22 protein-coding genes are annotated in these 24,767 nt (G+C 65.4%); 16 read left to right on the plus strand and 6 right to left on the minus strand.

Annotated features, from left to right (window positions below; genetic code table 11):
* The first annotated feature begins 11 nt into the window (after nucleotides 1–11).
* The 5 genes from rfaE1 to AC066Y_RS13655 all read left to right on the plus strand — a co-directional run bounded on the left by rfaE1 (nucleotide 12) and on the right by AC066Y_RS13655 (nucleotide 6,971).
* On the plus strand, nucleotides 12–1,484 hold the full coding sequence (gene rfaE1, locus AC066Y_RS13635; RefSeq protein WP_478274317.1) for a D-glycero-beta-D-manno-heptose-7-phosphate kinase: 1,473 nt from the start codon (nucleotides 12–14) through the stop codon (nucleotides 1,482–1,484).
* Between the two features lie 8 nt (nucleotides 1,485–1,492).
* Nucleotides 1,493–2,773 (plus strand): O-antigen ligase family protein, encoded by a 1,281-nt coding sequence (locus AC066Y_RS13640; RefSeq protein ID WP_478274318.1) that lies wholly within the window; start codon nucleotides 1,493–1,495, stop codon nucleotides 2,771–2,773.
* Nucleotides 2,774–2,856: 83 nt separating this feature from the next.
* The gene (locus AC066Y_RS13645; protein WP_478274319.1) at nucleotides 2,857–4,770 is read left to right on the plus strand and encodes an SDR family NAD(P)-dependent oxidoreductase; all 1,914 of its coding nucleotides are present in this window, start codon (nucleotides 2,857–2,859) and stop codon (nucleotides 4,768–4,770) included.
* A 48-nt stretch (nucleotides 4,771–4,818) separates the two neighbouring features.
* Nucleotides 4,819–6,033 (plus strand): glycosyltransferase family 4 protein, encoded by a 1,215-nt coding sequence (locus tag AC066Y_RS13650; RefSeq protein ID WP_478274320.1) that lies wholly within the window; start codon nucleotides 4,819–4,821, stop codon nucleotides 6,031–6,033.
* Nucleotides 6,030–6,971 carry an NAD-dependent epimerase/dehydratase family protein gene (locus tag AC066Y_RS13655; protein WP_478274321.1) on the plus strand — a complete coding sequence of 314 codons (942 nt, stop codon included), beginning with the start codon at nucleotides 6,030–6,032 and terminating at the stop codon, nucleotides 6,969–6,971. Before AC066Y_RS13650 ends, AC066Y_RS13655 begins: the two co-directional genes overlap by 4 nt.
* Before the next feature lie 67 nt (nucleotides 6,972–7,038).
* Here the strand turns inward: AC066Y_RS13655 and AC066Y_RS13660 are convergent, their stop codons facing one another.
* Together AC066Y_RS13660 and AC066Y_RS13665 are read right to left on the minus strand one after the other, a co-directional pair.
* Nucleotides 7,039–8,049 carry an MraY family glycosyltransferase gene (locus AC066Y_RS13660; RefSeq protein ID WP_478274322.1) on the minus strand — a complete coding sequence of 337 codons (1,011 nt, stop codon included), beginning with the start codon at nucleotides 8,047–8,049 and terminating at the stop codon, nucleotides 7,039–7,041.
* Nucleotides 8,046–9,014, minus strand: coding sequence for a lysylphosphatidylglycerol synthase transmembrane domain-containing protein (locus tag AC066Y_RS13665; protein ID WP_478274323.1), 969 nt, complete (start codon nucleotides 9,012–9,014; stop codon nucleotides 8,046–8,048). The genes AC066Y_RS13660 and AC066Y_RS13665 overlap by 4 nt, the downstream gene beginning before the upstream one ends.
* Nucleotides 9,015–9,349: 335 nt before the next feature.
* On the opposite strand from AC066Y_RS13665, the gene AC066Y_RS13670 reads away from it, so the two are divergent.
* The 6 genes from AC066Y_RS13670 (at nucleotide 9,350) to AC066Y_RS13695 (ending at nucleotide 17,833) form a co-directional block, all read left to right on the plus strand.
* Nucleotides 9,350–10,762, plus strand: a complete 1,413-nt coding sequence (locus tag AC066Y_RS13670; protein WP_092115474.1) for a mannose-1-phosphate guanylyltransferase/mannose-6-phosphate isomerase — start codon at nucleotides 9,350–9,352, stop codon at nucleotides 10,760–10,762.
* 249 nt (nucleotides 10,763–11,011) lie between these two features.
* Complete coding sequence (locus AC066Y_RS13675) at nucleotides 11,012–12,028, plus strand: Gfo/Idh/MocA family oxidoreductase (RefSeq protein WP_478274324.1); 1,017 nt, start codon at nucleotides 11,012–11,014, stop codon at nucleotides 12,026–12,028.
* 33 nt (nucleotides 12,029–12,061) lie between these two features.
* Complete coding sequence (locus AC066Y_RS13680) at nucleotides 12,062–13,213, plus strand: DegT/DnrJ/EryC1/StrS family aminotransferase (RefSeq protein ID WP_478274325.1); 1,152 nt, start codon at nucleotides 12,062–12,064, stop codon at nucleotides 13,211–13,213.
* Nucleotides 13,214–13,316: 103 nt separating this feature from the next.
* Nucleotides 13,317–14,846 (plus strand): murein biosynthesis integral membrane protein MurJ, encoded by a 1,530-nt coding sequence (gene murJ / locus AC066Y_RS13685; protein ID WP_478274326.1) that lies wholly within the window; start codon nucleotides 13,317–13,319, stop codon nucleotides 14,844–14,846.
* A 128-nt stretch (nucleotides 14,847–14,974) separates the two neighbouring features.
* Nucleotides 14,975–17,284: a xanthine dehydrogenase family protein molybdopterin-binding subunit gene (locus AC066Y_RS13690; protein ID WP_478274327.1), complete on the plus strand. Its 2,310-nt coding sequence runs from the start codon at nucleotides 14,975–14,977 to the stop codon at nucleotides 17,282–17,284.
* Nucleotides 17,285–17,386: 102 nt separating this feature from the next.
* Nucleotides 17,387–17,833: a c-type cytochrome gene (locus AC066Y_RS13695; protein WP_478274328.1), complete on the plus strand. Its 447-nt coding sequence runs from the start codon at nucleotides 17,387–17,389 to the stop codon at nucleotides 17,831–17,833.
* Nucleotides 17,834–17,909: 76 nt separating this feature from the next.
* On the opposite strand, the gene AC066Y_RS13700 is transcribed toward AC066Y_RS13695, so the two are convergent.
* Entirely contained in the window at nucleotides 17,910–18,332 is a 423-nt protein-coding gene (locus AC066Y_RS13700) for a CHRD domain-containing protein (RefSeq protein WP_478274329.1), read from the minus strand.
* 166 nt (nucleotides 18,333–18,498) lie between these two features.
* Here AC066Y_RS13700 and AC066Y_RS13705 point away from each other — a divergent pair, with 166 nt between their 5' ends.
* Nucleotides 18,499–19,437 (plus strand): c-type cytochrome, encoded by a 939-nt coding sequence (locus AC066Y_RS13705; RefSeq protein ID WP_478274330.1) that lies wholly within the window; start codon nucleotides 18,499–18,501, stop codon nucleotides 19,435–19,437.
* A 24-nt stretch (nucleotides 19,438–19,461) separates the two neighbouring features.
* Here the strand turns inward: AC066Y_RS13705 and AC066Y_RS13710 are convergent, their stop codons facing one another.
* Together AC066Y_RS13710 and AC066Y_RS13715 are read right to left on the minus strand one after the other, a co-directional pair.
* Nucleotides 19,462–19,815 (minus strand): DoxX family membrane protein, encoded by a 354-nt coding sequence (locus AC066Y_RS13710; protein ID WP_478274331.1) that lies wholly within the window; start codon nucleotides 19,813–19,815, stop codon nucleotides 19,462–19,464.
* 20 nt (nucleotides 19,816–19,835) lie between these two features.
* Nucleotides 19,836–20,510, minus strand: coding sequence for a hypothetical protein (locus AC066Y_RS13715; protein WP_478274332.1), 675 nt, complete (start codon nucleotides 20,508–20,510; stop codon nucleotides 19,836–19,838).
* A 172-nt stretch (nucleotides 20,511–20,682) separates the two neighbouring features.
* Between AC066Y_RS13715 and AC066Y_RS13720 the strand changes: the two genes are divergently transcribed.
* Nucleotides 20,683–21,240 (plus strand): TetR/AcrR family transcriptional regulator, encoded by a 558-nt coding sequence (locus tag AC066Y_RS13720; protein ID WP_478274333.1) that lies wholly within the window; start codon nucleotides 20,683–20,685, stop codon nucleotides 21,238–21,240.
* A gap of 43 nt (nucleotides 21,241–21,283) precedes the next feature.
* Here AC066Y_RS13720 and AC066Y_RS13725 read toward each other — a convergent pair whose 3' ends face one another.
* Complete coding sequence (locus AC066Y_RS13725; RefSeq protein ID WP_016845986.1) at nucleotides 21,284–21,529, minus strand: Lrp/AsnC ligand binding domain-containing protein; 246 nt, start codon at nucleotides 21,527–21,529, stop codon at nucleotides 21,284–21,286.
* A gap of 193 nt (nucleotides 21,530–21,722) precedes the next feature.
* Between AC066Y_RS13725 and thiD the strand changes: the two genes are divergently transcribed.
* From thiD to AC066Y_RS13740, 3 genes are all read left to right on the plus strand, one after another.
* The gene (gene thiD / locus AC066Y_RS13730; protein ID WP_478274334.1) at nucleotides 21,723–22,520 is read left to right on the plus strand and encodes a bifunctional hydroxymethylpyrimidine kinase/phosphomethylpyrimidine kinase; all 798 of its coding nucleotides are present in this window, start codon (nucleotides 21,723–21,725) and stop codon (nucleotides 22,518–22,520) included.
* 337 nt (nucleotides 22,521–22,857) lie between these two features.
* Complete coding sequence (locus AC066Y_RS13735) at nucleotides 22,858–23,670, plus strand: UDP-2,3-diacylglucosamine diphosphatase (RefSeq protein ID WP_050403538.1); 813 nt, start codon at nucleotides 22,858–22,860, stop codon at nucleotides 23,668–23,670.
* Entirely contained in the window at nucleotides 23,667–24,758 is a 1,092-nt protein-coding gene (locus AC066Y_RS13740; protein ID WP_478274335.1) for a glycosyltransferase family 4 protein, read from the plus strand. The genes AC066Y_RS13735 and AC066Y_RS13740 overlap by 4 nt, the downstream gene beginning before the upstream one ends.
* The last annotated feature ends 9 nt before the right edge of the window (nucleotides 24,759–24,767 follow it).

The following is a 24,767-nucleotide window of genomic DNA, read 5'->3' on the forward strand; positions in this document are numbered from 1 at the left end:
GACGGTGACTGATGTTCGATTTTGAAGCGATCTCGCGTGCAATGTCCGGCCAGACCGTGCTCTGCGTCGGCGACCTCATGCTCGACGAGTTCGTGTATGGCGAGGTGTCGCGGATCTCGCCGGAGGCGCCGGCGCCGGTGATCGCGGTCAGGCGCAGCGAGATCAATATCGGCGGCGCCGGCAATGTCGCGCGCAATATCGCCGCGCTTGGCGGCCGCTGCATCTTCGTCGGCCTGATCGGCGAGGATGCCGCCGGGACGGTGTTGACCGAGGCGCTGGCGAAAGAGGCGGGGATCGAGACCGTGCTGGTGCGCGACGCCGCGCGTCCGACCACGCGCAAGGTGCGCTTCGTCTCGGAACAGTTCTCGACCCACATGCTGCGCTCCGATTGGGAGCTGGCCGCGCCGGCCGCGCCGGCCATCGAGCAGCAGCTGATCGACGCGATCCTGCCGCACCTTGCGCGCGCCGACATCGTGCTGCTGTCCGATTACGCCAAGGGCGTGCTGACCGCGCGCGTGATCCGCAACGTGATCGACGCCGCGCGCCAGGCGGGCAAGCGCGTGATCGTCGATCCGAAGAGCGCCAACCTCGCGATCTATCGCGGCGCGACCGTATTGACGCCAAACCGGAAGGAATTCGCGGAGGCGACCCGCAGCCGCGCCGACAGCCAGGACAGCATCGCGCAGGCCGCGCCCGATGCGATGGTCCTCGCCGATTGCGAGGCGATGCTGGTGACGCAGGGCGAGCGCGGCATGACGCTGGTGACGCGGGAGGGCGGTTCGATCCACGTGCCGGCACTGCCGGTCAAGGTGCGCGATGTCTCCGGGGCCGGCGATACCGTCGCTGCGGCGCTGGCGCTGGCGCTGGCTGCTGGTGCCGACTGGGACGGCGCGCTGCGGATCGCGAGTGCCGCGGCCGCGGTTGCGGTCGGCAAGACCGGTACCGCGACCGTCAGGTCCGCCGAGTTGCGGCGAAGGATCCTGCCGCACGCCTCGCTGGCGGCCGAGGAGAAGATCGTCCCGGCCGGCGGCGATATCGACGCGTATCTCGATGAATGGCGGAGGCAGGATCTGCGGATCGGCTTCACCAATGGCTGTTTCGACATCCTGCATCCGGGCCACGTCAAGGTGCTGACCGCCGCGCGCAGCGCCTGTGACCGCCTGATCGTCGGATTGAACAGCGACGCCTCGGTGAAGCGGCTGAAGGGCGAGGGGCGTCCGGTGCAGAATGAGCGCGCCCGGGCCGAGGTACTGGCGGCGCTGGAAGCCGTCGACCTCGTCGCAATCTTCGAGGAGGACACGCCGATCAACCTGATCACGAAGGTGCGGCCGAGCGTGCTGGTCAAGGGCGGCGACTATACCCGCGAGCAGGTGGTCGGCCACGAGATCATCGAGGCCGCCGGCGGCGAGGTGGTGCTGGTCGAGATCCTGCAGGGCCACAGCACGACGTCGCTGGTTGCGCGGGCTCGCGAGGGCAAGGCGTGAGCGCGAGCATGGCATCCCCGGCAGGCGCCGCGGCGTGCCCGGCCTGGCGCGATCCGGCGCGCTGGCAGAGTGCGACCGACGTGGTCGCGGTCCTGATTGCACTATCGCTGCCGTGGTCGACCTCGCTGGTCGGCATCTTCGGCGTGGTGCTGCTGATCTCGATTGCGCCGACCGTCGACCTGCGGGCGTTCTGGACGCTGCTGAAGCGGCCGATCTGCGTGGCACCGATCGCGCTGTTTTGCCTCGCGCTCACCGGCACGCTCTGGTCGGACGCCGCCTGGGGCGCGAGATTGTACGCGGTCGGGCCGACCGCAAAGCTGCTGGTGCTTCCGGTCCTGCTCTATCACTTCCAGCGCTCGGCCCGCGGGACTTGGGTGTTCGTGGCTTTCCTCGTCTCCTGCACGCTTCTGATGCTGATGTCGTGGCTGGTGCTTGCCTTGCCCCATCTCGCGCTGAGGGCACCGGCCCCCGGCGAGCAGGGCGTCTTCGTCAAGAACTACATCGACCAGAGCCAGGAATTCACGCTGTGCGCGGTCGCGCTGGCCTATCCGATCGTGCTGCTGTTGCGGGCCAATCGCGTCCTGCCGGCCGTGTTGCTGGTCGGGATCGCGCTCAGCCTGCTTGCCAACATGGCGTTCGTGGTGGTGTCGCGGACCGCGCTGGTGACCGTTCCGATCATGTTCGCGGTGTTTGCGCTGCTGCATCTGCGCTGGCGCAGCATCGCCCTGATCCTGTGTGCGGCCGGTGCGTTGTCCGTGGCGGCGTGGTACGCCTCGCCACAACTGCGCGCGACGGCCGCTTCATTCCAACGCGACTACAAGCTCTACATGGAGCGCAACGAGCCGACGTCGCTTGGTCTGCGGCTCGAATTCTGGCGCAAGTCGCTCGGCTTCTTCGCCGAGGCCCCGGTCATCGGCCATGGCACCGGCGCAACGCGGGGCCTATTCGAGCGCGTCGCGGCCGGCGGCGTGAACCAGGCTTCCGCCGAAGTCATCGGAAACCCCCACAATCAAACGTTGAACGTCGCTGTGCAGTGGGGCATTGTGGGTGTAGCGATACTGTACGCGATGTGGCTGCTGCACCTGTTGCTGTTCCGCGGCGACGGTCTCGTTAACTGGATCGGGCTTCTCGTCGTGGTACAGAATATTTCAAGTTCGTTGTTTAATTCACACATCTTCGACTTTCATGAAGGCTGGATGTACGTGCTGGGCGTCGGCGTTGCGGGGGGTATGGCGTTGAAGGGGCGATTGGGGACGGATATGGAACCCGAGCCTCCGATCCGTCCATGATCGCTGGCAAGGGCTCCGCAGATACGCTACAGCCTGCCAATGTCTCGTCGCCAACTCCCAGTTGCCAGCAACCCGTCCGTTAGATGACGCGCCTTTCACAATTCCATCTGCGCAACTTCCTGATTCTGGCGCATGACGCGCTCGCGACGACGTTTGCGTTGCTGGCGAGCTTCTATCTGCGCTTCGAGGGCAGCCTGCTTACCGATCGGCTGCCGCATTTGCTGCGCATTCTGCCCTGGTTCGTGCTGTTCAGCGTCGTGGTCAGCTATTTCTCCAATCTGACCACGGCGAAATGGCGCTTCACCTCGCTGCCGGACGCGGTGAACATCCTGCGGGTCGCAGCGGTGCTGACGCTGGCGCTGGTCGTGGTGGATTACGTCTACTTCTTCACCGGAGCGAATTCGCCAAGCCCCGTGTTCCTTGGCCGGGTCACGATCATCCTGTTCTTCTTCCTTGAGGTGTTCGCGCTGAGCGCGCTGCGCCTCGGCTATCGCTACTTCCGCTATTCGCGCACGCGGCTTCATGCCCGATCCGACAATGCCGCGTCGGCGCTGCTGGTCGGACGCACGGCCGACGCGGAAGTCGTGCTGCGCGGCATCGAGAACGGCGCCATCAAGCGGCTCTGGCCGGTCGGCGTGCTCTCGCCGTCGGCCGCGGACCGCGGCCAGATGATCCGCAACATTCCCGTGGTCGGCGGCGTCGATGATATCGAAGCCGTGATTCGGGATTTCGAGAGCCGCCAGCGGCCGATCAAGCGCGTGATCATGACGCCCTCGGCCTTCGAGCCGGATGCACATCCGGAAAGCGTGCTGATGCGCGCCAAGCGGCTCGGTCTGATGGTCAGCCGCCTGCCGTCGCTGGAGGGCGGCGATACGCCACGGCTCACCAATGTCGCGGTCGAGGACCTGCTGCTGCGCCCGAGCCAGAAGATCGACTATGCGCGGCTCGAGACGCTGGTGAAGGGCAAGTCCGTCATCGTGACCGGCGGCGGCGGCTCGATCGGTGCGGAGATCTGCGAGAGGGTCGCGACCTTCGGCGCGGCGCGTCTCTTGGTCGTCGAGAACTCGGAGCCGGCGCTCTATGCGGTCACCGAGGCGCTGTCCGCGCGCGACACCGGCCCCGAGATCGAGGGTCGGATCGCCGACATCAGGGATCGCGAGCGCATCACGCGCCTGATGAGCGAGTTCAAGCCCGACATCGTGTTCCATGCCGCGGCGCTCAAGCATGTGCCGATCCTGGAGCGCGACTGGAGCGAAGGGGTCAAGACCAACATCTTCGGCTCGGTGAACGTCGCCGACGCCGCGCGTGCCGCGGGCGCGAGCGCCATGGTGATGATCTCGACCGACAAGGCGATCGAGCCGGTGTCGATGCTCGGCCTGACCAAGCGGTTCGCCGAGATGTACTGTCAGGCGATGGATCATGACCTGATGACCGAGGCCAGGGGCAAGTCGCACATGCGGCTGATCTCGGTGCGGTTCGGCAATGTGCTGGCCTCCAACGGATCCGTGGTGCCGAAATTCAAGGCCCAGATCGAGGCCGGCGGACCGATCACGGTGACCCATCCGGACATGGTCCGTTATTTCATGACGATCCGCGAAGCCTGCGATCTCGTGATCACCGCCGCGACGCACGCCATGACGCCGGCGCGACCCGACGTCTCGGTCTATGTGCTGAACATGGGGCAGCCGGTGAAGATCGTCGATCTCGCAGAGCGGATGATCCGCCTGTCGGGCCTGCAACCGGGCGTCGACGTCGAGATCGTGTTCAGCGGCATCCGTCCCGGCGAGCGGCTGAACGAGATCCTGTTCGCAAGCCAGGAGCCGACGCTCGAAATCGGCGTTGCCGGCGTCATGGCCGCCAAGCCGAACCAGCCTCCGATGTCGACGCTGCGCAAGTGGCTCGCGGCGCTGGAAGATGCGATCGAGAGGGATGACCGCGTGACCATCCGTGCCGTTCTTCAGGACGCCGTGCCCGAGTTCGGATCGAATGCCGCCTGACCGCGCCGTCCTGCGGGTAATCAGGCAGGACCGTTTCGAAAGCCATTGATGCCCAGTTCTCGAAAAGTCGTGGTCGCCAGCCAGCATTATCCGCCGGACCACAGCACGACCGCCGCGATCATGTCCGCGATCGCCGAACGGATCGCGCAGGAGGCGGAGGTGGTGGTGGTCTCCGGGATGCCGGGCTCGGCGCGGGCGCCGGCGCCGGGTCGGCCCGTCGTCGTCGAGATCAGGAACTGGCTGCCGGGCAAGGCGGCGCTGATCAAGCGCGCGCTGGCCGAGGCGCTGTTCACCGCACGGATGTTCTTTGCGTTGTTGTCGCGGCTGCAGCGCGGCGACGTGGCGCTGACGGTGACCGCTCCTTTCGCGCTTCCCTATGCGGTTGCCGCCGCGGCGCGGCTGAAGGGGGCGAAGTCGGCGTTGATCCTGCACGATTTGTTTCCGGATGTTCTCGTGATGGCCGGGCTGCTGCGGCCGTCCTCGCTGGTGGCGCGCGCGATGCGTGCGATCAACGCGCTGATGTTCCGTGCGTTGAACGCTGTCATCGTCATCGGCCGCGACGCCGAGAAGCTGCTGCTGCGCTATCGCGGCATGACACCCGACAAGATCAGGTTCATCCCGAACTGGGCCACGCTCGACCCCGGCAATCGTCCCGTCAGCCCCGATAATCCGTTTCGCAAGGCGATCGCCGCCCGCTTCGTCGTCGGCCTGTCCGGCAATCTCGGCTTCACCCACGATCCGGACATCGTCTTCGGGGCCGCGCGGCTGTTGCGTGACGAACGCGACATCCATTTCCTGCTCTCGGGATGGGGCATGGGCTTTGCGCGGCTGAAGGAGATGCAGGCCGAGGCGCAGCTCGCCAACGTCACGCTGGTCGACCGCGTCGCGGACGGCGAGCTCGATGCGCTGCTCTCCAGCGCGGACGTCTGGCTCATTCCTTATCGCGAGAACGTTGCCGGTGTATCGGTCCCGAGCCGGTTCTATAATCTGCTCGCAGCCGGCCGGCCCGTCATCCTGGTCTCCGAACCGGAAGCCGAGGCCGCGCTGACCGTCAGCGAGAACCGGCTGGGCTGGGTCGTCACGCCGGGACGGCCCAACCAACTCGCCGATGCGATCAGGATGGCGTCGCAATCGCAGGACGCCGCGATGGCCGAGCGTGCCGTTGTGACCGCGCGGACCTTCAGTCCCGAGCGGGCCCTGTCGAGCTACGCCGCGCTGATTGCGGAGCTGTTAGCCAATCACGATGTGGAGCGGACAGCATGAATGATCGCCGCCCGACGGTTCTGGTGACGGGTGCGAGCGGCTTTGTCGGTCGCCACGTGGTGCCGGAGTTGCAGCAGAATGGCTGGTTGGTCCGACGCGCGGTGCGCACCCCGCTGCAGGATGCAAACGACGTGGCGATCGGCTCGCTCAGTCCCGCCACCGATTGGCGCGCCGCGCTCGATGGCGTGGACGCCGTTGTTCATCTTGCGGCTCGCGTTCACCAGCAGTCCGATGAACAGGCGATCGAGCTCTACCGCAACGTCAATATCGAAGGCACGCTGCACCTGGCGCGTTCGGCGGTTGCGGCGGGCGTTCGGGATTTCATTTTTGTCAGCACGATCCTGGTGCATGGGCGCAGCAACTATGGACGCCCGCCGTTTCGCGAGGACGATGTCCTGACGCCTCGCGGCCTCTACGGAAACTCGAAGGCGGCCGCCGAGGTTGGTCTGAAGGGGATTGTGCCGGGCAGCGGCATGAGGGTGACCGTGATCAGGCCGCCGCTGATCTACGGCGCCGGCGCGAAAGGAAATTTCGCCCTGCTCAAGCGCGCGGTGATCAATCGCATGCCGCTTCCGCTCGCCTTTGTGAAGAATCGCCGCGCGTTCCTGTCGGCGGAAAACCTGGCGTCGTTCATTCTGTATCGGTTGTCGCGACCGGGGAATGATTTCGACGTGTTTCTGGTGGCCGACCGCGAGCAGGTCTCGACGCGGGAGTTTGTCGAGCGCCTTGCCCGCGCGGCAGAAACCTCGCCGCGTCTGTTCTGGCTGCCGTCGCCGCTCCTGAAAGTGTCGCTCACGGTGGGCGGCCGCAAGGAAGCCTATGACAGCCTGTTCGCCTCGCTTGAACTCGATCTGTCCAAGGTCGCGAGCACCGGATGGCAGCAGCCGATCAGCCTCGACGAGGGGCTGAGACGCGCGCTGCGTCGAACGGATATCTAGATTTTATTTTGACGCGTCTTCTTCACGCGAACCGGCATCCACTTCGCTGGAAAGCGCTCTGGCCCGATCAGAACGGTCGCGAGAACCGGCGCAGTTGCCAGGCGACGGCGAGCGCGCCGGCCAGCAGCAGGACGATGTCTGCGACTAGGGAATTGAGGGCGACCGAGGCGAAAGCGAGCAGCGCCAACGCCACGTTGAGTGCAAAGACCTCGCCGACGACGCGCCACGCCACAAATCCGTTGTCGGTCGCGCGCTGATAGAAGTGCGAGCGATGCGCGGCCCAGAACGGCTCGCGCCGCGCCATGCGGCGGAACAGCGTGACCGTCGCATCCGTCAGATAGTACAGCGGCAGCAGCAGCGCGGCGGCGAACTGCTGATGCAGGGCAAGCTCGAGCAGGCACCAGCCCAGCAGCAAGCCGATCGGCAGGCTGCCGACATCGCCAAGGAATATCTTTGCCACCGGCCGGTTGAACGGCGCGAAGCCGAGCAATGCGCCGCACAGCGCTGCCGCGACCAGCGCGCAAGCCGCGGGAACATGGCCGAAGCTGCCGAGCAGGGCGACAGCCACCGTGATCGGCACGGCCTCGGCCGCCGTCATCAGGTCGAGCCCGTCCATGAAGTTGACGAGGTTCACGAACCAGAGGCCGGCGAACAGCAGCAGGCCGCGTTCGAGCCAGACCGGGCAGGCCGGAACGAGCCTGAGATCGGCCGGCGCCGAAAACACCACGGCCGCAACGGCAGCCGCCTGCAGCAGCAGCCGCGGGACGACAGGTAGCGAGCGGATGTCGTCGGCAAAGCCCACCACCGCGATGAACAGGCAGGCCGCGAACACCGCAAATGGTATCGTCAGGTCCGCAGATCCGGCCAGCACGATGACGATCCCGCCCGCCAGCAGCGTGGCTGCGACGACCGCGATGCCGGCGCCCTGCGGCGTTGGAATGCGGTGCGACGAGCGCGCATTCGGCTTCGCCAGTGCCACGCGCAGCAGCAGAGGCCGCGTTGCCCGGATCAGGACGGCCGAAATCGATGCGGCCAGCACCGCTGCGATCAATGACAGGAGGGTCTCGAAACTGCTCACGATTGCGATCCGGGGACTTCGATCGGCTCGGCGCCCTTGGCGGCCTTTTCCGGGCTCAGAATCCACACCAGGCCGCCGAACACGCCGACCACGAATGACACCGCGCCGAACAGCAGCGAGATGTTGACGCCTTCATTCGCAATCAGGCCGGCATAGCCGAAGGCGAGCGCCATCGTGGCCTCGCGCACCCCCCAGCCCGCGATCGAGATCGGCATCATCGTGATCAGCATCACTGGGGGCAACAATTGGAAGATCTGGCCGAAGGTGACGGGAGCCGTGATCGACTTCACCACGCACCAGCCGATCACGACGGTCACCACGTGAATGGCGATCGAAAGGGTCGCGACCCGCAATCCGTGCTTGCGGCTGAACAACACCCTGTTCGCGATGACCGCGCAGGCGTGGACGTGGTGCGTTGCCCACCACTGCTTCAGCCAGGGCCACGGCAACAGGCCGATCACGAGGAAACCAAATCCGGCCGCAAGCGCGGCGACGTCGAGCAGCAGCAACGCCATCCAGCCGTTTGTATCGGAGATCAGCCGATAGCTCCAGGGCAGGGTGGCCGCGATGACGACGGCAAGCGCGATCAGTCCGACCGCGCGATCGACGAAGATCGAATAAGTGGCTGCGCGCCAGCCCGCGCCGGCGCGCGCGACGAGCCATAGGCGCACGGCGTCGCCGCCGATCGAGGACGGCAGGGTCTGGTTGAAGAAGGTGCCGATCACGTTGAAGCGCATCGCCTGCGCGGTTTCCAGCGGCGCGCCGCACTCCACGCTGATCTCGCGCCAGCGCAGCACCCCGAGAAAGATCTGCAGGAAGGTGACCGCGATCGCGAGGCCGAGCCAGCCCAGGCTCTCGACCTGGATGCGGGAGGCCAGGTCATACAGGTTGACCTTGCGCAGCGAGAAATAGAGCAGCGCAGCCGAGATCAGGATCTTGACGGTCGAAAGCAGGATTCGGCGCATTTCCGTTCGCGCTGCCAGGTTTTCAGAATGTGTCAAAACAGCGCAAAACGCTCTCGCGCGCCCAAATTCGCCGCCTTGGTATGGTTTCCGCACCGATCTGGCAATACCCCGTACCGACCCTATTGCGACCCGCTCGACGGGGCGGCTAAAGAGGCCGGACTGGGAGGGACAGCACCCAGCCGGGGTTTACGATACGGGTAAAATCCGACCAGACGTGCGGGGGCACGCGTGATACTGCTCGGATCGTGCTTTGGAGGTAACCCGGCCGCCCGCTGCGGCTGCCCGGGAAAAATCTTAGTGTGTCGTCCGCGGACACGACAGGACTTGAGGCATCGATGGATCGACGAATTATTCCCCTGATCATGTGCGGCGGCGCAGGCACGCGGCTCTGGCCGGCGTCACGCGAGGTGCATCCGAAGCAGTTCCTGTCCCTGTTCGGGGCGCGCTCGACCTTCCAGGAGACGCTGCTGCGGGTCTCCGACGCCGGCCTGTTCGAGCGGCCGATCGTGATCACCAACGAGGCCTATCGCTTCATGGTGCTGGAGCAGCTGGCCGAAATCGGCCGCGAGGCAGACGTGCTGCTGGAGCCGATGCGCCGCGACTCCGGGCCCGCGATCGCGGCCGGTGCGGCATTCGCGCAGAGCCGTGACAGCGAAGCGATCGTGCTGGCGCTCGCCGCCGACCATCTGGTGCGGGATACGCCGGCCTTCGTCGCCGCATGCCGCGGCGGATTGGTGGCTGCCGAAGCCGGCCGCATCGTGACCTTCGGCGTCAAGCCGGAGCGGCCCGCGACTGAATACGGCTACATCAGCCCGGGTGAGGTGGTCGCCGGCGAAGTGCGCGCGGTGGCAAAATTCGTCGAGAAGCCGGATGCCGCGACGGCGGCAGGCTATATCGATGCGGGCTATCTCTGGAACAGCGGCAACTTCATGTTCCGCGCCGGCGTGCTGCTCGACGAGTATCGCAACGTCGATGCCGACAGCATTGCGTCGGTGGAGCGGTCGGTTGCGTCAGCGACGCGCGATCTTGGCTTCGTCAAGCTCGATGCAGCGGCGTTCGGCGCCGCAAAGGCGATCTCGATCGATTACGCCGTGATGGAAAAGACCGCTCATGCCGCGGTGGTGCCGGTGGCGTGCGGCTGGTCCGACATCGGCTCGTGGCGCCAGGTCTGGGAGCTCTCCGACAAGGACAGCCTGGGCAACGCGGCGCGCGGCGCGGCGGTGTTCGAGGACTCCCGCAATTGCAACGTCTCGACCGACCGGGCGCTGGTCGCGCTCGAAGGCGTCGACGACCTCGTCGTGGTCGCGACCCAGGACGCCGTGCTCGTGTCACGCCAGAAGGACGCCAACGGGCTGAAGCGGCTGGTCGCGAAATTGAAAGTGGCGGCGCCCGAGGTGACCGAGAACCACATCAAGGTGCATCGCCCCTGGGGCTCTTATCAGTCGGTCGACAATGGCGACCGCCACCAGGTCAAGCGCATCATCGTCAAGCCCGGCGGGCGGCTGTCGCTGCAGAAGCACCATCACCGCTCCGAGCACTGGATCGTGGTGCGCGGCACCGCGCAGGTCACCGTCAACGAGCTGATCAAGACGGTGCACGAGAACGAGTCGATCTACATCCCGATCGGCGCGGTGCACCGGCTGGAGAATCCCGGCAAGATCCAGCTCGAGCTGATCGAGGTGCAGACCGGCAGCTATCTCGGCGAGGACGACATCATCCGCATCGAGGACGATTACCGGCGCAGCTGAGGCGAGCCGGTTCCCGCGCCAATCGCCGGGCGCGGGACGATGTAACTCTTTGAATCAAAACGTGTCCGGATTTCGCCGTTGGCATTCGCCACATTTGTGACGCCGTGCTATAGCGGCTGCCAACGAAGCGGGGTGATTTGCGCCGGAGGCGCAGATCGGGACGAGGGGCCTTGGTCTGATTCCCTCGGAGCCGGGACGGCTCCCCGAGGAGCCGGGACAACCGCCAGAACGCTACTTGGGGTCTACGATATGAACGCAAAAGTGTCCGCAGCCGGCGCGAGGGCCGATATCGGCCGCGCATTGCGCGTCGGCGTGATCGGTGCCGGCGTGATGGGCAGCAACCATGCCCGCGTACTGGCCGGACTGCCCGGCGTCGTGCTGATCGGCATCGTCGATCCGCTGCCGGAGCACCGCGCGCGCGCCATCGACCTGGTCGGTTGCCGCGCCTTCGAAAACCTCGATCAGCTGCTTGCCGAGGGCGTCGATGCGGTGACGATCGCCGCACCCACCCACCTGCATCACGAGATCGCGCTCGCCTGCATCGCGCGCAACATCCACATCCTGGTCGAGAAGCCGGTCGCATCCACGGTCGAGGAGGGCCGCGAGATCGTCGCAGCCGCCGAGCGAGCCGGCGTCACGCTGATGGTCGGCCATGTCGAGCGGTTCAATCCGGCGGTCGCCGCGATCAAGCAGGCGATCTCGGGCGAGGATATCCTGTCGATCGGCATCACCCGGGTCGGCCCGTTCCCACCGCGGATGTCCAATGTCGGCGTCGTGATCGACCTCGCCGTGCACGACATCGACCTGATCCGCTGGTTCACCGAGTCCGACATCGTCGAGGTGCAGCCGCAGCTCTCGAGCGCGGTCGCCGAGCGCGAGGACATCGCGCTGCTGCAGTTCCGCACGGCGTCCGGCGTGCTCGCCCACATCAACACCAACTGGCTGACGCCGTTCAAGGCGCGCAACGTGACGGTTGCGACCCGCGGCAAGTACGTGATGGGCGACCTGCTCACGCGCCAGGTCACCGAATGCTTCGGCTTCAAGCCGGACGGCAGCTATTCGATGCGTCATCTGCCGGTCGGGCACGACGAGCCGTTGCGCGCCGAGCTGATCGCGTTCCTCGATGCCGTGCGCAGCGGCAAGCTGCCGGCGGTGTCCGGCGACGAAGGCGTGGCGAGCCTCGAGATCGCGATCCGCTGTCTGGAATCGCCCGCGCGGCCCGCCGCCTCGACGATGCGCAAGGGACCGCGCCGCATCGCCGGCTGATTGTCATTCATTCAACACGTGCAAAGAGCTTCCATGAACCAGCATATGCAGCTTGAGCCCATTCCCTTCATCGATATCGCCGCGCAGCGCCGGCGGCTCGGCAAGTCGATCGATGACGCGGTCGCGCGCGTGCTCGACCATTGCCAGTTCATCAACGGTCCGGAAGTCACCGCGCTGGAGAAGGCGCTGGCCGACTATAGCGGCGCTAAGCACGTGGTGAGCTGCGCCAGCGGCACCGACGCGCTGCTGATGGTCCTGATGGCGAAGAATGTCGGGCCGGGCGATGCGGTGCTGTGCCCGACCTTCACCTTCTGCGCGACCGGCGAAGTCGTGACGCTGACCGGTGCGACGCCGGTTTTCGTCGATGTCGATGAGGAGACCTTCAACATCGACGTCAACTCGCTGAAGCGCGGGATTGCGACGGCGCGGGCGCGCGGGCTGAAGCCGGTTGCCGTGATCCCGGTCGATCTGTTCGGCCAGAGCGCCGATCATGACGCGATCGGCGCGGTCGCCGAGGCCGAGGGCCTGTTCGTGCTCGACGATGCCGCACAGGGCTTTGGCGCAACCTACAAGAACCGCAAGCTCGGCACCTTCGGGCTCGCGACCGGAACCAGCTTCTTCCCGGCCAAGCCGCTCGGCTGTTTCGGCGATGGCGGCGCGATCTTCACCGACGACGAGGAGCTCGCGCGCACGCTGCGCAGCATCCGCGTCCACGGCCAGGGCTCGGACAAGTACGACAACGTGCGGCTCGGCCTCACTGCGCGGCTCGACACCATGCAGGCGGCGATCCTGCTCGAGAAGCTGAAGATCTTCGACGACGAGATCGCGGCGCGCAACAAGGTGGCGGAACGCTATTCGCGGGCGCTCGGCAACCTGGTCGCGGTGCCGCGCGTTGCTCCCGGCTGCACCTCGGTGTGGGCGCAATACACCATCCGTCTGACCCACGGCATCGATCGTGACGCCTTCGCGGCCGCCTTGAAGGCGCAGGGCGTGCCGACCATGATCTACTATCCGAAGTCGGTCCACCAGCAGACGGCCTACAGCCACTATCCGGTTGCCGATGGCGGCCTGCCGGTCAGCGAGCGCCTGTCGAAGGACGTCATCGCCTTGCCGATGCACCCCTATCTCGACGAGGCGGCGCAGGACCGCGTCATCGCGGCTGTGCGCAACGCGCTACAGGCATGATCCCGAAAACTGGCTCCCGGTTGTCAGGCTGGACCATGCCTGGATCGTTAGCGTCCTGAATAGGTCATTTTGACGTAGGGTGATGATGCGCTAGAAGCAGCGCATGCTTGGGCGCATCTTCACCGTCGGCGGCTATACCTTGCTATCGCGGGTCACCGGATTCGCGCGCGACATCATGCTCGCGGCGATCCTCGGTGCCGGGCCGGTGGCCGACGCCTTCTTCGTGGCGCTGCGGCTGCCCAATCATTTCCGCGCGATCTTTGCCGAAGGCGCCTTCAACGCCGCCTTCGTGCCGGCCTATGCCCATGTCCATGGCGAGCGCGGCGAGGCGTCGGCGCGGCTGTTCGCCGACCGCATCTTCACGCTGCTGTTCGCCTCCCAGGTGCTCCTGCTGGTGGTGGCGATGGCGTTCATGCCGCAGGCGATGAGCATTCTCGCGCCGGGCTTCACCGAGGACGCATCCCAGCGCCAGCTCGCGATCGAGCTGACGCGGATCACCTTTCCCTATCTGCTGCTGATCACGCTGGTGACGCTCTATGGCGGCATGCTCAACGTGATGCATCGCTTCGCCAGCGCCGCCGCGGCGCCGATCTTCCTCAACCTCGCCATGATGATGACGCTGGCGCTCGCGGCGTTCTTTCCCAGCGCCGGCCACGCCGCGGCCTGGGGCGTTCTGATCTCGGGCTTCCTGCAGTTCTTCCTGCTCGCCGGCGACCTCGGGCGCCACGGCGGCCTGCCGCGATTCGCGCCCTTGAAGCTCGACGAGGACGTCCGCGCCTTCTTCCGCGCGCTGGGGCCGGCAACCCTGGGCTCGATGGGAACGCAGGTGGCGCTGTTCGCCGACACCATCATCGCGACCTTCCTGCCCGCAGGCGCGCTGTCGGCGCTGTATTATGCCGACCGCCTCAATCAATTGCCGATCGGCGTGATCGGGATCGCGATCGGTACCGTGCTGCTGCCGGAGATGTCGCGGCGCCTGACCGCCGTCGATCACGCCGGCGCCATGGCCGCGCAGCGCCGCGCCTTCGATTTCACGCTGCTGTTCTCGGTGCCGTTCGTGGCCGCGTTCCTGACCGTCGCCGATCCGATCATGCGCGCGATGTTCGCCCGCGGCGCCTTCTCGAAGGCCGATGCCGCAAGCGCGGGCGCCACGCTGGCGGCCTATGCGGTCGGGTTGATTCCCTTCGTGATGATCCGCAGCGCGGTCGCGACCTTCTATGCCCGCAAGGATACCGCAACCCCGGTGAAGGCGGCGCTGACCGGGGTCGCGGTCAATGTCGCGCTGAAGATCGCGCTGGTCGGCACCCTGGCGCAGGTCGGGCTCGCGCTCGCGACCGCGGTCGGGGCCTGGGTCAATCTGCTGCTGGTGCTGCTGTTCGCGGTGCGCCGCGGCTATCTCGCGTTCGATCGCGCGCTGATCCGCTCGTTCGGCACGTTCGCGATTTGCGGCCTGCTGCTCGCGCTCGCGCTGTGGCTGACCTCGCATTTCGCCTATGTGTGGTTCGCGCCGATGCAGATCTTTCGCGATGAGATGATCCTGCTGCTGCTGATCACGGTCGGTGCCTTCGTCTACGCCTTGCTGATCCTCACACTGTTCGGCCGCGGCTGGCTGTTCGCGCTGCGGCGTGTATAGTTTTGCCTATCAAATCAAATGCATAGGAGCCGAGCGTGGGATAGCGCCGCGTGCGGCGGAAAGCGGTTTGCGCTTCGCTGACAACCACGCCAATATGCATACAAACAACCAAGGCAATTGGAGAGACGATGGCAGCTCCCATCAAGTTCGGCGTCGGACAAAGTGTGCGGCGCAAGGAGGATGACGCTCTGATTCGCGGCAAGGGCCGCTATACCGACGACGTTGCACCGTCTCCCGCATTGCACGCGCTGATGCTGCGCTCGCCGCATGCGCACGCGACCTACACGATCGATGCCGGCAAGGCCCGCGGCATGCCCGGCGTGGCGCTGATCCTGACCGCGGCCGATGTCGCCGAGCTCGGCGGCCTGCCGTGCCTGTTCAATCTCGAAACCGACCCGTTTACCGCACCGCCTTATCCGATCCTCGCCAAGGATGAGGTGCGCCATGTCGGCGACGCCATCGCCTTCGTGGTCGCCGATACCGTCGATCATGCCCGTGACGCGATCGAGGCCATCGATGTCAAGTGGACGCCGTTGCCGGCAGTGGCCGGCCTGATCAATGCGGTGAAGAAGGGCGCGCCGCAGGTGTGGCCGGACAAGCCCGGCAATCTGCTGTTCGACGTCTCGATCGGCGACAAGGGCGCCGCCGAGGCCGCCTTCGCCAAGGCGCATGCGGTGGCCGAGATCACCATCGTCAACCCGCGCGTCATTACCAATTTCATGGAGACGCGCGCCGCGGTCGCCGAATACGACGCGAGGAAGGATCATCTGACGCTGACGATCGGCAGCCAGGGCAGCCACCGCCTGCGCGAGATCCTCTGCGACATGATCCTGAAGATGCCGAAGGAGAACATGCGGGTGATCTGCCCGGATGTCGGCGGCGGCTTCGGCACCAAGCTGTTTCCCTATCGCGAGTATGCGCTGATCTCGGTCGCGGCGCGCAAGCTCAAGAAGTCCGTCAAATGGACCGCCGAGCGCTCCGACCATTTCATGGGCGACGCGCAGGGCCGCGACAACCTCACCACCGCGAAGATGGCGCTCGCCGAGGACGGCAAATTCCTCGGCATGGATGTCGATCTGATGGGCGACATGGGTGCCTATCTCTCGACGTTCGCGCCCTACATCCCGCATGGCGGCGCCGGCATGCTGCCGGGTCTTTATGACATCAAGGCCTTCCACTGCCGCGTCCGCACCGTGTTCACCAACACGGTGCCGGTCGATGCCTATCGCGGCGCCGGCCGGCCGGAGGCCGCTTACGTGATCGAGCGGCTGGTCGATGCTGCCGCGCGAAAGCTCGGCATGACGCCGGATGCCATCAGGCGCAAGAATTTCATTCCGCCGAAGTCGCTGCCCTACACGACCGCGACCGGCAAGGTCTACGACTCCGGCGACTTCGCCGCGCATATGAAGCGCGCGATGGAGATCGCCAACTGGAAGGAGTTTCCGAAGCGCGCCAAGGCCGCCAAGAAGGACGGGCTGGTGCGGGGCATCGGCATGGCGAGCTATGTCGAGGTCTGCGGCACCATGGGCGAGGAGACCGCCAATGTGGCGCTCGATCCCAACGGCGACATCTCGATCCTGATCGGCACGCAGTCGAGCGGGCAGGGCCACCAGACCGCCTATGCGCAGATCGTCGCCGAGCAGTTCGGCGTACCGCCGGAGCGCGTCCACGTGCTGCAGGGCGACACCGACAAGATCGCGACTGGCCTCGGCACCGGCGGTTCGGCATCGATACCGTCCGGCGGCGTCAGCGTGCAGCGGGCGACGCACGAGCTCGGCAAAAAGCTGAAGGAGCTGGCGGCTCAGGCGCTGGAAGCCGGCGCCGGCGACCTCGAAATCGCCGACGGCCGCGTCCGCATCGCCGGCACCGACCGTTCGATCAGCTTTGCCGATCTCGCCAAGCGTCCCGGCGGCGATAGCTCGAAGATGAACTCGAGCGCGACCTTCGCCAGCGCCGACGGCACTTATCCGAACGGCACGCATCTCGCCGAGGTCGAGATCGATCCCGCCACCGGCATCATCAAGATCGTCAGCTACGTCATCGTCGACGATTTCGGCGTCACGCTCAATCCGTTGATGCTCGCAGGCCAGGTTCATGGCGGCGCGATGCAGGGCATCGGGCAGGCGCTGATGGAGCAGGCGGTCTATAGCCCGACCGACGGTCAGCTCGTCACCGGCACCTTCATGGACTATGCGATGCCGCGCGCCGCCGACGGGCCGTCCTTCGTGTTCGAGACCCACAACGTGCCGTGCACGACCAACCCGCTTGGCGTCAAGGGCGCGGGCGAGGCCGGCGCGATCGGCTCGTGTCCGGCGGTCGTCAACGCGATCGTCGAGGGGCTGCATCGCGAGTTCGGGATCGACCACATCGACATGCCGGCCACGCCGGAGCGGGTCTGGATCGCGATCCGCGAGGCGCAGCGCCGCCATAATCTCTGATAAATTGTCGCAGGCGGAATGAAGACTCCGCCGGCGGTGTTTGCAAACCAGGCCGGCCGCGTACCTGCGGACCGGGACAGAGCAGGATTGAGGGGTTTGTCGATGAAGCGGATTGTCGTCGTTGCAGCGATGCTCGCGTTGAGTGCGGGTGCGGTGGTGGCCGACCAGAATCAGGTCAAGCAGACCCAGGCCCAGATGAAGGAAACCGGCAAGAACGCCGGTGCGCTCGGCGCCATCATCAAGGGCGAGAAGCCCTACGACCAGGCAACGGTCGACGCCGCGCTGGCGAAGTTCGAGGACACCGCCAAGAAGCTGCCGACGCTGTTCCCTGAAAGCAGCAAGGGCCTCAAGACGGAAGGCGATTACTCCGCCGGGCCGAAGATCTGGGAAGACAAGGCCGGCTTCGAGCAGCACATCGCGAGCTTTGCCAAGTCCGTCGCTGACGCCAAGGGCAAGATCAAGGATGTCGACACGCTGAAGGCCGAGCTGACCGTGATCGGCAAGCAGTGCGGCGGCTGCCACGAGACCTATCGCCTCAAGAAGGGCTGATCGCCATTCGGTCGATCAAAGGGCGGATGCTGTGAAGCATCCGCCCTTTGTTGTGCCGGCCGTTTCTTGTTGAAGTTTACTTCGTGACCTGGCCGCGGATCTCGCCGCCCGGGTTGGCCGCGGTGTGGACGTTGACATAGTACTTGCCGGCGAGGAGATCGGCGGCCTGCGCGTCAGTCAACGTCGCGCTTCCCTCGACCGGGCTCGACGTCGCGTTCGGGATGGCGACCGCGACACCGGAATTCTTGCCGGCTTCGGCGGGGCCGTGAAAATGCGCAGCGGTCGCGGGGCCCGACAGGCCGGAATAGGTCAGCTTCCAGCTGAGCTTCTTGGTGGCCGCGTCGTAGTCGATGTCGGCAGTACCGGTGCCGGCGCTGGTGGTCGCAGGCACCTCGGACTTGCCGTCCAGCTTGGCGTGCAGCTTTTCGGCAAAGGCCGGGCCGGCGAGCGCGATGGCGGCGCCGAGTGTCAGCGTAGCGAGCAAGGTCTTGTTTGGCATGGTTCTCTCCCCTTTGACGTCACACGATGGTTGCAAATCTTCAAACCGCGGCTCTCCGGATTTATTCCCAGAATGATCGTGAGTGCGGCAAATTTGATGCGAGCTTGTGCGACCGGTTGCCATCATACTGGTTGATGAACTGACGCGACCAATGACGGATCGGTGAATGTTGCGACGAATTCTCCTCCTGGCCGTCTTGGCCGGCTTGATCGGCTTCGGTGTGTTCTGGTGGCTGACGATCCCCGCGACCGTTGCCGCGAGCGCGCTGCCCGCCTACCAGCCCAATCTGGCCAACGGGCTCACAACGTTCAATGCGGGAGGATGTTCCTCCTGCCATGCGGTGCCGAAGCAGGACGACCGCACCAGGCTCGGCGGCGGCCTCGCGATACCGTCGCCGTTCGGTACCTTCTATGCGCCGAACATCTCGCCCGATCCGAACGACGGCATCGGCCGCTGGAGCGAGGCTGATTTCGTCACCGCGGTCATGAAGGGCACCTCGCCGTCGGGGACGCACTATTTTCCGGCGTTTCCCTACACATCCTATCAGCACGCCAGGCTCAATGACGTGCGCGACCTGTTCGCTTATCTGAAGACCTTGCCGCCGGTCGCCGGCAAGGTGCGCGACCACGATGTGCCGTTTCCCTTCAACATCAGGCGCAATGTCGGTGTCTGGAAATTCCTGTTCATGGACGGCAAGCCGTTCGTCGCGGATGCGAGCCGCTCGGCGCATTGGTATCGCGGCGCCTATCTCGTCAACAGCTTCGGCCATTGCGCCGAGTGTCACAGCCCGCGCAATTTCCTCGGCGGCATTATCACCTCGCAGCGCTTCGCCGGCGGCCCGAATCCCGAAGGCGAAGGCTGGGTGCCCAACATCACGCCGCGGGGGATCGCCGACTGGAGCGCGAAGGACATCGCCTATTTCCTCGAGAGCGGCCAGACGCCGGACGGCGACAGCGCCGGCGGATCGATGGTGCGCGTGATCCGCAACACCTCGCAACTCTCGCCGACCGATCGCGACGCGATCGCCGAATACATCAAGTCGCTGCCGCCGGTCGAGGGGCCGCCGAAGCCGACGCGCAAGGCGGACAAGACGGATCCTTCCTGATTGCGCCGGGTGATAGTTGGCCTGCTATCCGCGCCACGTACCGGCCGCAATGACCATCAAGCCACCGGCAATCGCGAGGTCCTTGAAGAAGAGCGTTCGTTCCGCCTTATCGGCGAGGTCGAGATGAAACCCGAACGCGGTTGCGAGGCAAAACAGCGCAAGCGCGCCGGCGGTAAATGACGGCTGCCAGCCGATCAGCAACGCCAGGCCCGCACCAAGCTCGAGCGCGATGACCAGCGGCAGCAGCATGCCGGGAATATGGTGTGCCGCCATGTGGTCGAGGAACGGCTTCGGGCCAGCGATCTTGGCTGCGCCGGCAAGGATGAACAGCAATGCGAGCAGGCTTCGTCCGGCAATCGTGACCATCGTGATCGGCATCAGGGGATCCTCCGGGCTTGTTATTGGCTGTTCCGACCGTGGCTTTTGGCCTGTGAAGCGAACAGGACGGCGGACAGGATGAAGGCAAAGACGAAGAAGATTGTCCGTCCCAGGACCAGTGCCTTCGCCTGCTCCACCGGCGTGACCGAAATCAGGACCCCGAACGGGATGTAGCACCACAGCACCGCCGCGATGGTCCTGCCGAGCCTGCCGAACTGCAGGAAGCCGAACGAGAACAGCAAGACTGCGAGATAGCTGGCGTGAAACTTGACCTGGGAGGCGATCATCTGCAGCTCCCCATCGGCCGGCGACAGCGGCAATCCGTTCTGGATCGCATGCACCATGGTCATGATGTGGTGGTTCTCGACGCAATCGAGGATAACCGTGAGCATCATGGAGGCGAGCGCGACGCCCAGCAGATAGGGGTCCATGATGGTGCGCAGCCGGGCGGCTAGCACAGTGAAAAATGCGCCGTAGAAGATCATGAAGAGATTATCGAGCCCGAGATTGAGCCGCAGGCCGAACGGCACGAGGGATGTCCCCAGATACCCGCCATAGGCTTCGACGGAGCGGGCGGTCTGGAAGAAGTCCTGCGAACCCTTGGTGGTGAGGATACCGATCACCATGGCGGCGACGGTCGACGCCGCGAGCGTCGCCAGAATCGCGAGCGTACGGTCCAATCGTCTGATCTGCATGATATAGCTACTCCGTGCGCGTCCAGCCGACCCGTCGAGTTACAAATATCAACTGCTATCTGAGATAGATATCAGATGATATCTGAAAATCAATTGGTATTTGCAAGTTCGGGAGTCCTATCCGTTGCCCAGGCTAAATCGCGAGGAAAGTCAGGCCCGTACGAAGAGTCTCTTGATCGAGGCGGCGCGCGAGGAGATCGTCAAGAAGGGGTTTGCGCAGGCCTCCGTGCGCGACATCGCCGACGCAGCCGGATTCTCGCAGGGCGCGTTCTATTCGAATTTTCCCGACAAGGAGGCGATCCTCCTGGAACTGGTGCAACGGCACCAATCCGAGGAGCGTGCGAAAATCGAAGGCGTATTGGGGCAGACGCCGGGCGAGCCTGCGAAGGTCATGGCGGGCCTCGAAAAATGGGCCGCCACCGCCAATTCGGATCCGGGGTTTGCCGTGCTGGCGATCGAGCTGCAATTGCAGGCGCTGCGCAGCCCGACTTTCGCGCAAGGCTATAACGAACTCAACCGCAAGCACCGCCGTGCGCTGGGCGTGCTGGTGGCGCGCCTGTTCGAGTTGCTTGGCAAGCAGGCGCCCGCTGATCCCGTGGAGATCGCTACCGGCTTCATCGCATTGGGGCGCGGCATGGCGCTCTTGTCGAGGGCCGGCGAAGTGAATCGCAGCGGCCGTATCGTTGTCACGTTCCTGAAGGCGCTGATCGACTCGGCGCCGGCCGCCTAGCGGCGTGCGCCTCGCCTATCGGGCACGCATGGAGGTCTATGCGCTACTTCGCGCCGAACGCCTTGAAGGTGATGATGGTGAGGGTGTCCTGGATGCCCGGGATCACCTGAACCTTCTCGTTGATGAAATGGCCGATGTCGGTGTCGTGGTCGACGTAGAACTTGACCAGCAGATCGTAATTGCCCGCGGTGGAATAGATCTCGGACGCAATCTCGGCTTCCGCCAGCGCGTTGGCGACGGTGTAGGACTGGCCGAGCTTGCATTTGATCTGGACGAAGAAAGGAACCATCAAAGTCGTCTCCGGGGATTTCCGCGACTATAGGCCAAAAACGGGCGGCCAAGGCAAGGGGTCAAGGCAAGGGGGCAACAAGGCCAACTCGCGGGCAAGTCAGGCGAACTTGCTGCCGATGGGCGGCCGGGCTAGGACAGGCCATGATCTCGTTCGTCATGGTCTCATTCGTCGCAACCGCCGGTCCCGCAACATGACGCCGGTCGCGCTCACCATTGCCGGCTCGGATTCCTCGGGCGGGGCGGGCATCCAGGCCGACCTCAAGAGCTTCGCCGCGCTCGGGGTCTATGGCGCCTCGGCTATCACGGCGCTGACCGCGCAGAACACCACGGGGGTCAGCGGCATCCACCCCGTGCCCGCTTCGTTCGTCACGGCCCAGATCGATGCGGTGTTCTCCGACCTCGAAATCGGCGCGGTCAAGATCGGCATGGTGGCGCAGGCCGAGACGATCGTGGCGATCGCGGGCGCGCTGAAGCGCTGGGCGCCGCGCCATGTCGTGCTCGATCCGGTGATGGTCGCAACCTCGGGCGATCGGCTGCTGGCAGCCGAGGCGGTCGATGCGCTGAAGACCATGCTGTTTCCACTGGCCTCGCTGATCACGCCGAACCTGCCGGAAGCGGCGGCGCTGCTGAACGAGCCGGTTGCTGCGAGCGAGGCCGACGTCGAACGACAGGGCCGGCAATTGCTGGCGATGGGATGTCGCGCGGTGCTGGTCAAGGGCGGCCATGGGCACGGCGCGGAGAGCATCGACTATCTGATCGACGGCGCGCGCAGCATCGCGCTCGCGGCGCCGCGCATTGCGACATCGAACACGCACGGCACCGGCTGCTCGCTGTCATCGGCGATCGCGGCAGGACTCGCGAAGGGCGAAGGCATGGAGACCGCCGTGCGCAACGCCAAGGCCTGGATCACGGATGCAATCGCCGCCGCCGATCGCTTCGCCGTCGGACGCGGCCACGGGCCGGTGCACCACTTCCACAAATATTACTGACGCTCTTGTAGCCCGGATGAAGTTTGTAGCCCGGATGAAGCGAAGCGAAATCCGGGAACAGGCCATCCGCGGACGCAAGACCCCGGATTGCGCTTCGCTTCATCCGGGCTACGTATTCAATGGGCCACGCATTCAATCGCTTCGCTGTTCCTCTGCGATATGCATGCAACACAACGCCTGTTCCGCACAGCCGCGTTCACCCATGTCGCCAGATTGTCGCACGCCGCTGTTATCCGCACTGGAGGGGCGTGCTGCTGATTCTCGTTAACTGTTAGTGAGGCCTTGGGTCGCGGGGATCGTCATCGCCTTGTCACAGGAATCTGTTAGGTGCACAGGCATGGGAAGTGACTCCTTGAGTGAAGAAAGTCCCGAGCGGCGCTTTCGCACTTTGTTTATCTCCGATGTTCATCTCGGAGCCCGCGGTTCGCAAGCCGACCGCCTGCTGGACTTCCTCCGCTCCCACGATGCCGACACGATCTACCTCGTTGGTGATATCGTCGACGGCTGGGCGCTGAAGTCGAACTGGTACTGGCCGCAGACCCACAACGATTTCGTGCAGAAGATGCTGCGCAAGGCGCGCAAGGGCGCCAAGGTGATCTACGTCCCGGGCAACCACGACGAGTTCCTGCGCAAATATTACGGCACGCATTTCGGCGGCATCGACGTGGTGGAGAACACCGTTCACACCGGCGCCGACGGCAAGCGCTACCTCGTGATTCACGGCGACATCTTCGATCTCGTAGTGCAGAACGCGCGCTGGCTCGCCCATCTCGGCGACAAGGCCTACGACTTCGCGATCCAGATGAATCGCTTCGTCAACTTCTTCCGCAAGATGTTCGGCGTGCCGTACTGGTCGCTGTCGCAATGGGCCAAGCTGAAGGTCAAGAAGGCGGTGAACTATATCGGCGCGTTCGAGGCGACGCTGGCCGGCGAAGCGCGGCGTCACGGCTGCGACGGCGTGATCTGCGGCCACATCCATTACGCGACGATTCATGACGAGCACGGCATCCGCTACATGAATTGCGGCGACTGGGTGGAGAGCTGCACCGCGCTCGCCGAGCACGAGGACGGCCATTTCGAGATCATCACCTGGACCGACCCGGTGCGCCGGATCGCGCCAGTTCCGCGAGTGACGGCACGCGCTGCATGACGCATATCCTGGTCGCGACCGATGCGTGGCATCCCCAGGTCAACGGGGTTGTCCGCACGCTGACCATGATGGCACAGGCGGCGAAATCGCTCGGCGTCGAGGTGAGCTTCCTGACCCCGGACGAGTTTCGTACCTTCGCGATGCCGAGCTATCGCGATCTCCGGCTGGCGCTGCCGTACCAGGCCAAGGTCGCCAGCCTGATCGAGGCGGCCAGGCCCGACAGCATCCATATCGCGACCGAAGGCCCGATCGGGCTGTCGGTCCGCCGCTATTGCCGCAAGCGCGGCGTGCCGTTCACGACGAGCTTCCACACCCGGTTCCCCGAATACGTCTCGGCACGCACGCCTGTTCCGGAAGCGTGGGTGTGGCGTGCGCTGCGCTGGTTCCACAGGCCGAGCCGGGCGGTGATGGCCGCGACCCCGGCGCTGGCCGCCGAACTGCGCCAGCGCGGCTTCCGCAACGTGGTGCTGTGGTCGCGCGGCGTCGATACCGCGCTGTTCCATCCGCGCGATGTCGATCTTTGCCTGCCGCAGCCAGTCTATCTCAGCGTCGGCCGGGTGGCGGTGGAGAAGAACCTCGAAGCATTCCTCGATCTCGATCTGCCCGGCACCAAGGTGGTGGTCGGCGACGGCCCGGCGCGGGCGGCGCTGGAGCGGAAATATCCGGAAGCCCTCTTCCTCGGCGCCCGCCATGGGGAAGAATTGGCCGAAATCTATGCCGCGGCCGATGTGTTCGTTTTCCCCAGCCGCACCGATACGTTCGGTTTGGTGCTGCTCGAGGCGTTGGCCAGCGGCCTGCCGGTTGCCGCTTTTCCGGTCACCGGTCCCCGCGACGTGATCGGCGCGGCGCCGGTCGGCGTGCTCGACGAGGATCTGCGCCACGCCTGCCTGGAGGCGCTCAGCATCCCGCGGCGGGCCTGCGTCGATTTCGCCGCGCTCCACACCTGGCAGGCTTCGGCCCGGGTGTTCATCGACCGCTGCATGAACGTCCGCCCCGCGGCGCCCGACGGCGAGGGCCAGGCGCTCGAATTCGGCGCCGAAGAGCATCATTTCGCGGCGTTGCCGGCGCCTCAGCCAAACTCACGCTAAAGCGTCTTG

The sequence above is a fragment of the Bradyrhizobium sp. USDA3010 genome (assembly GCF_056429065.1).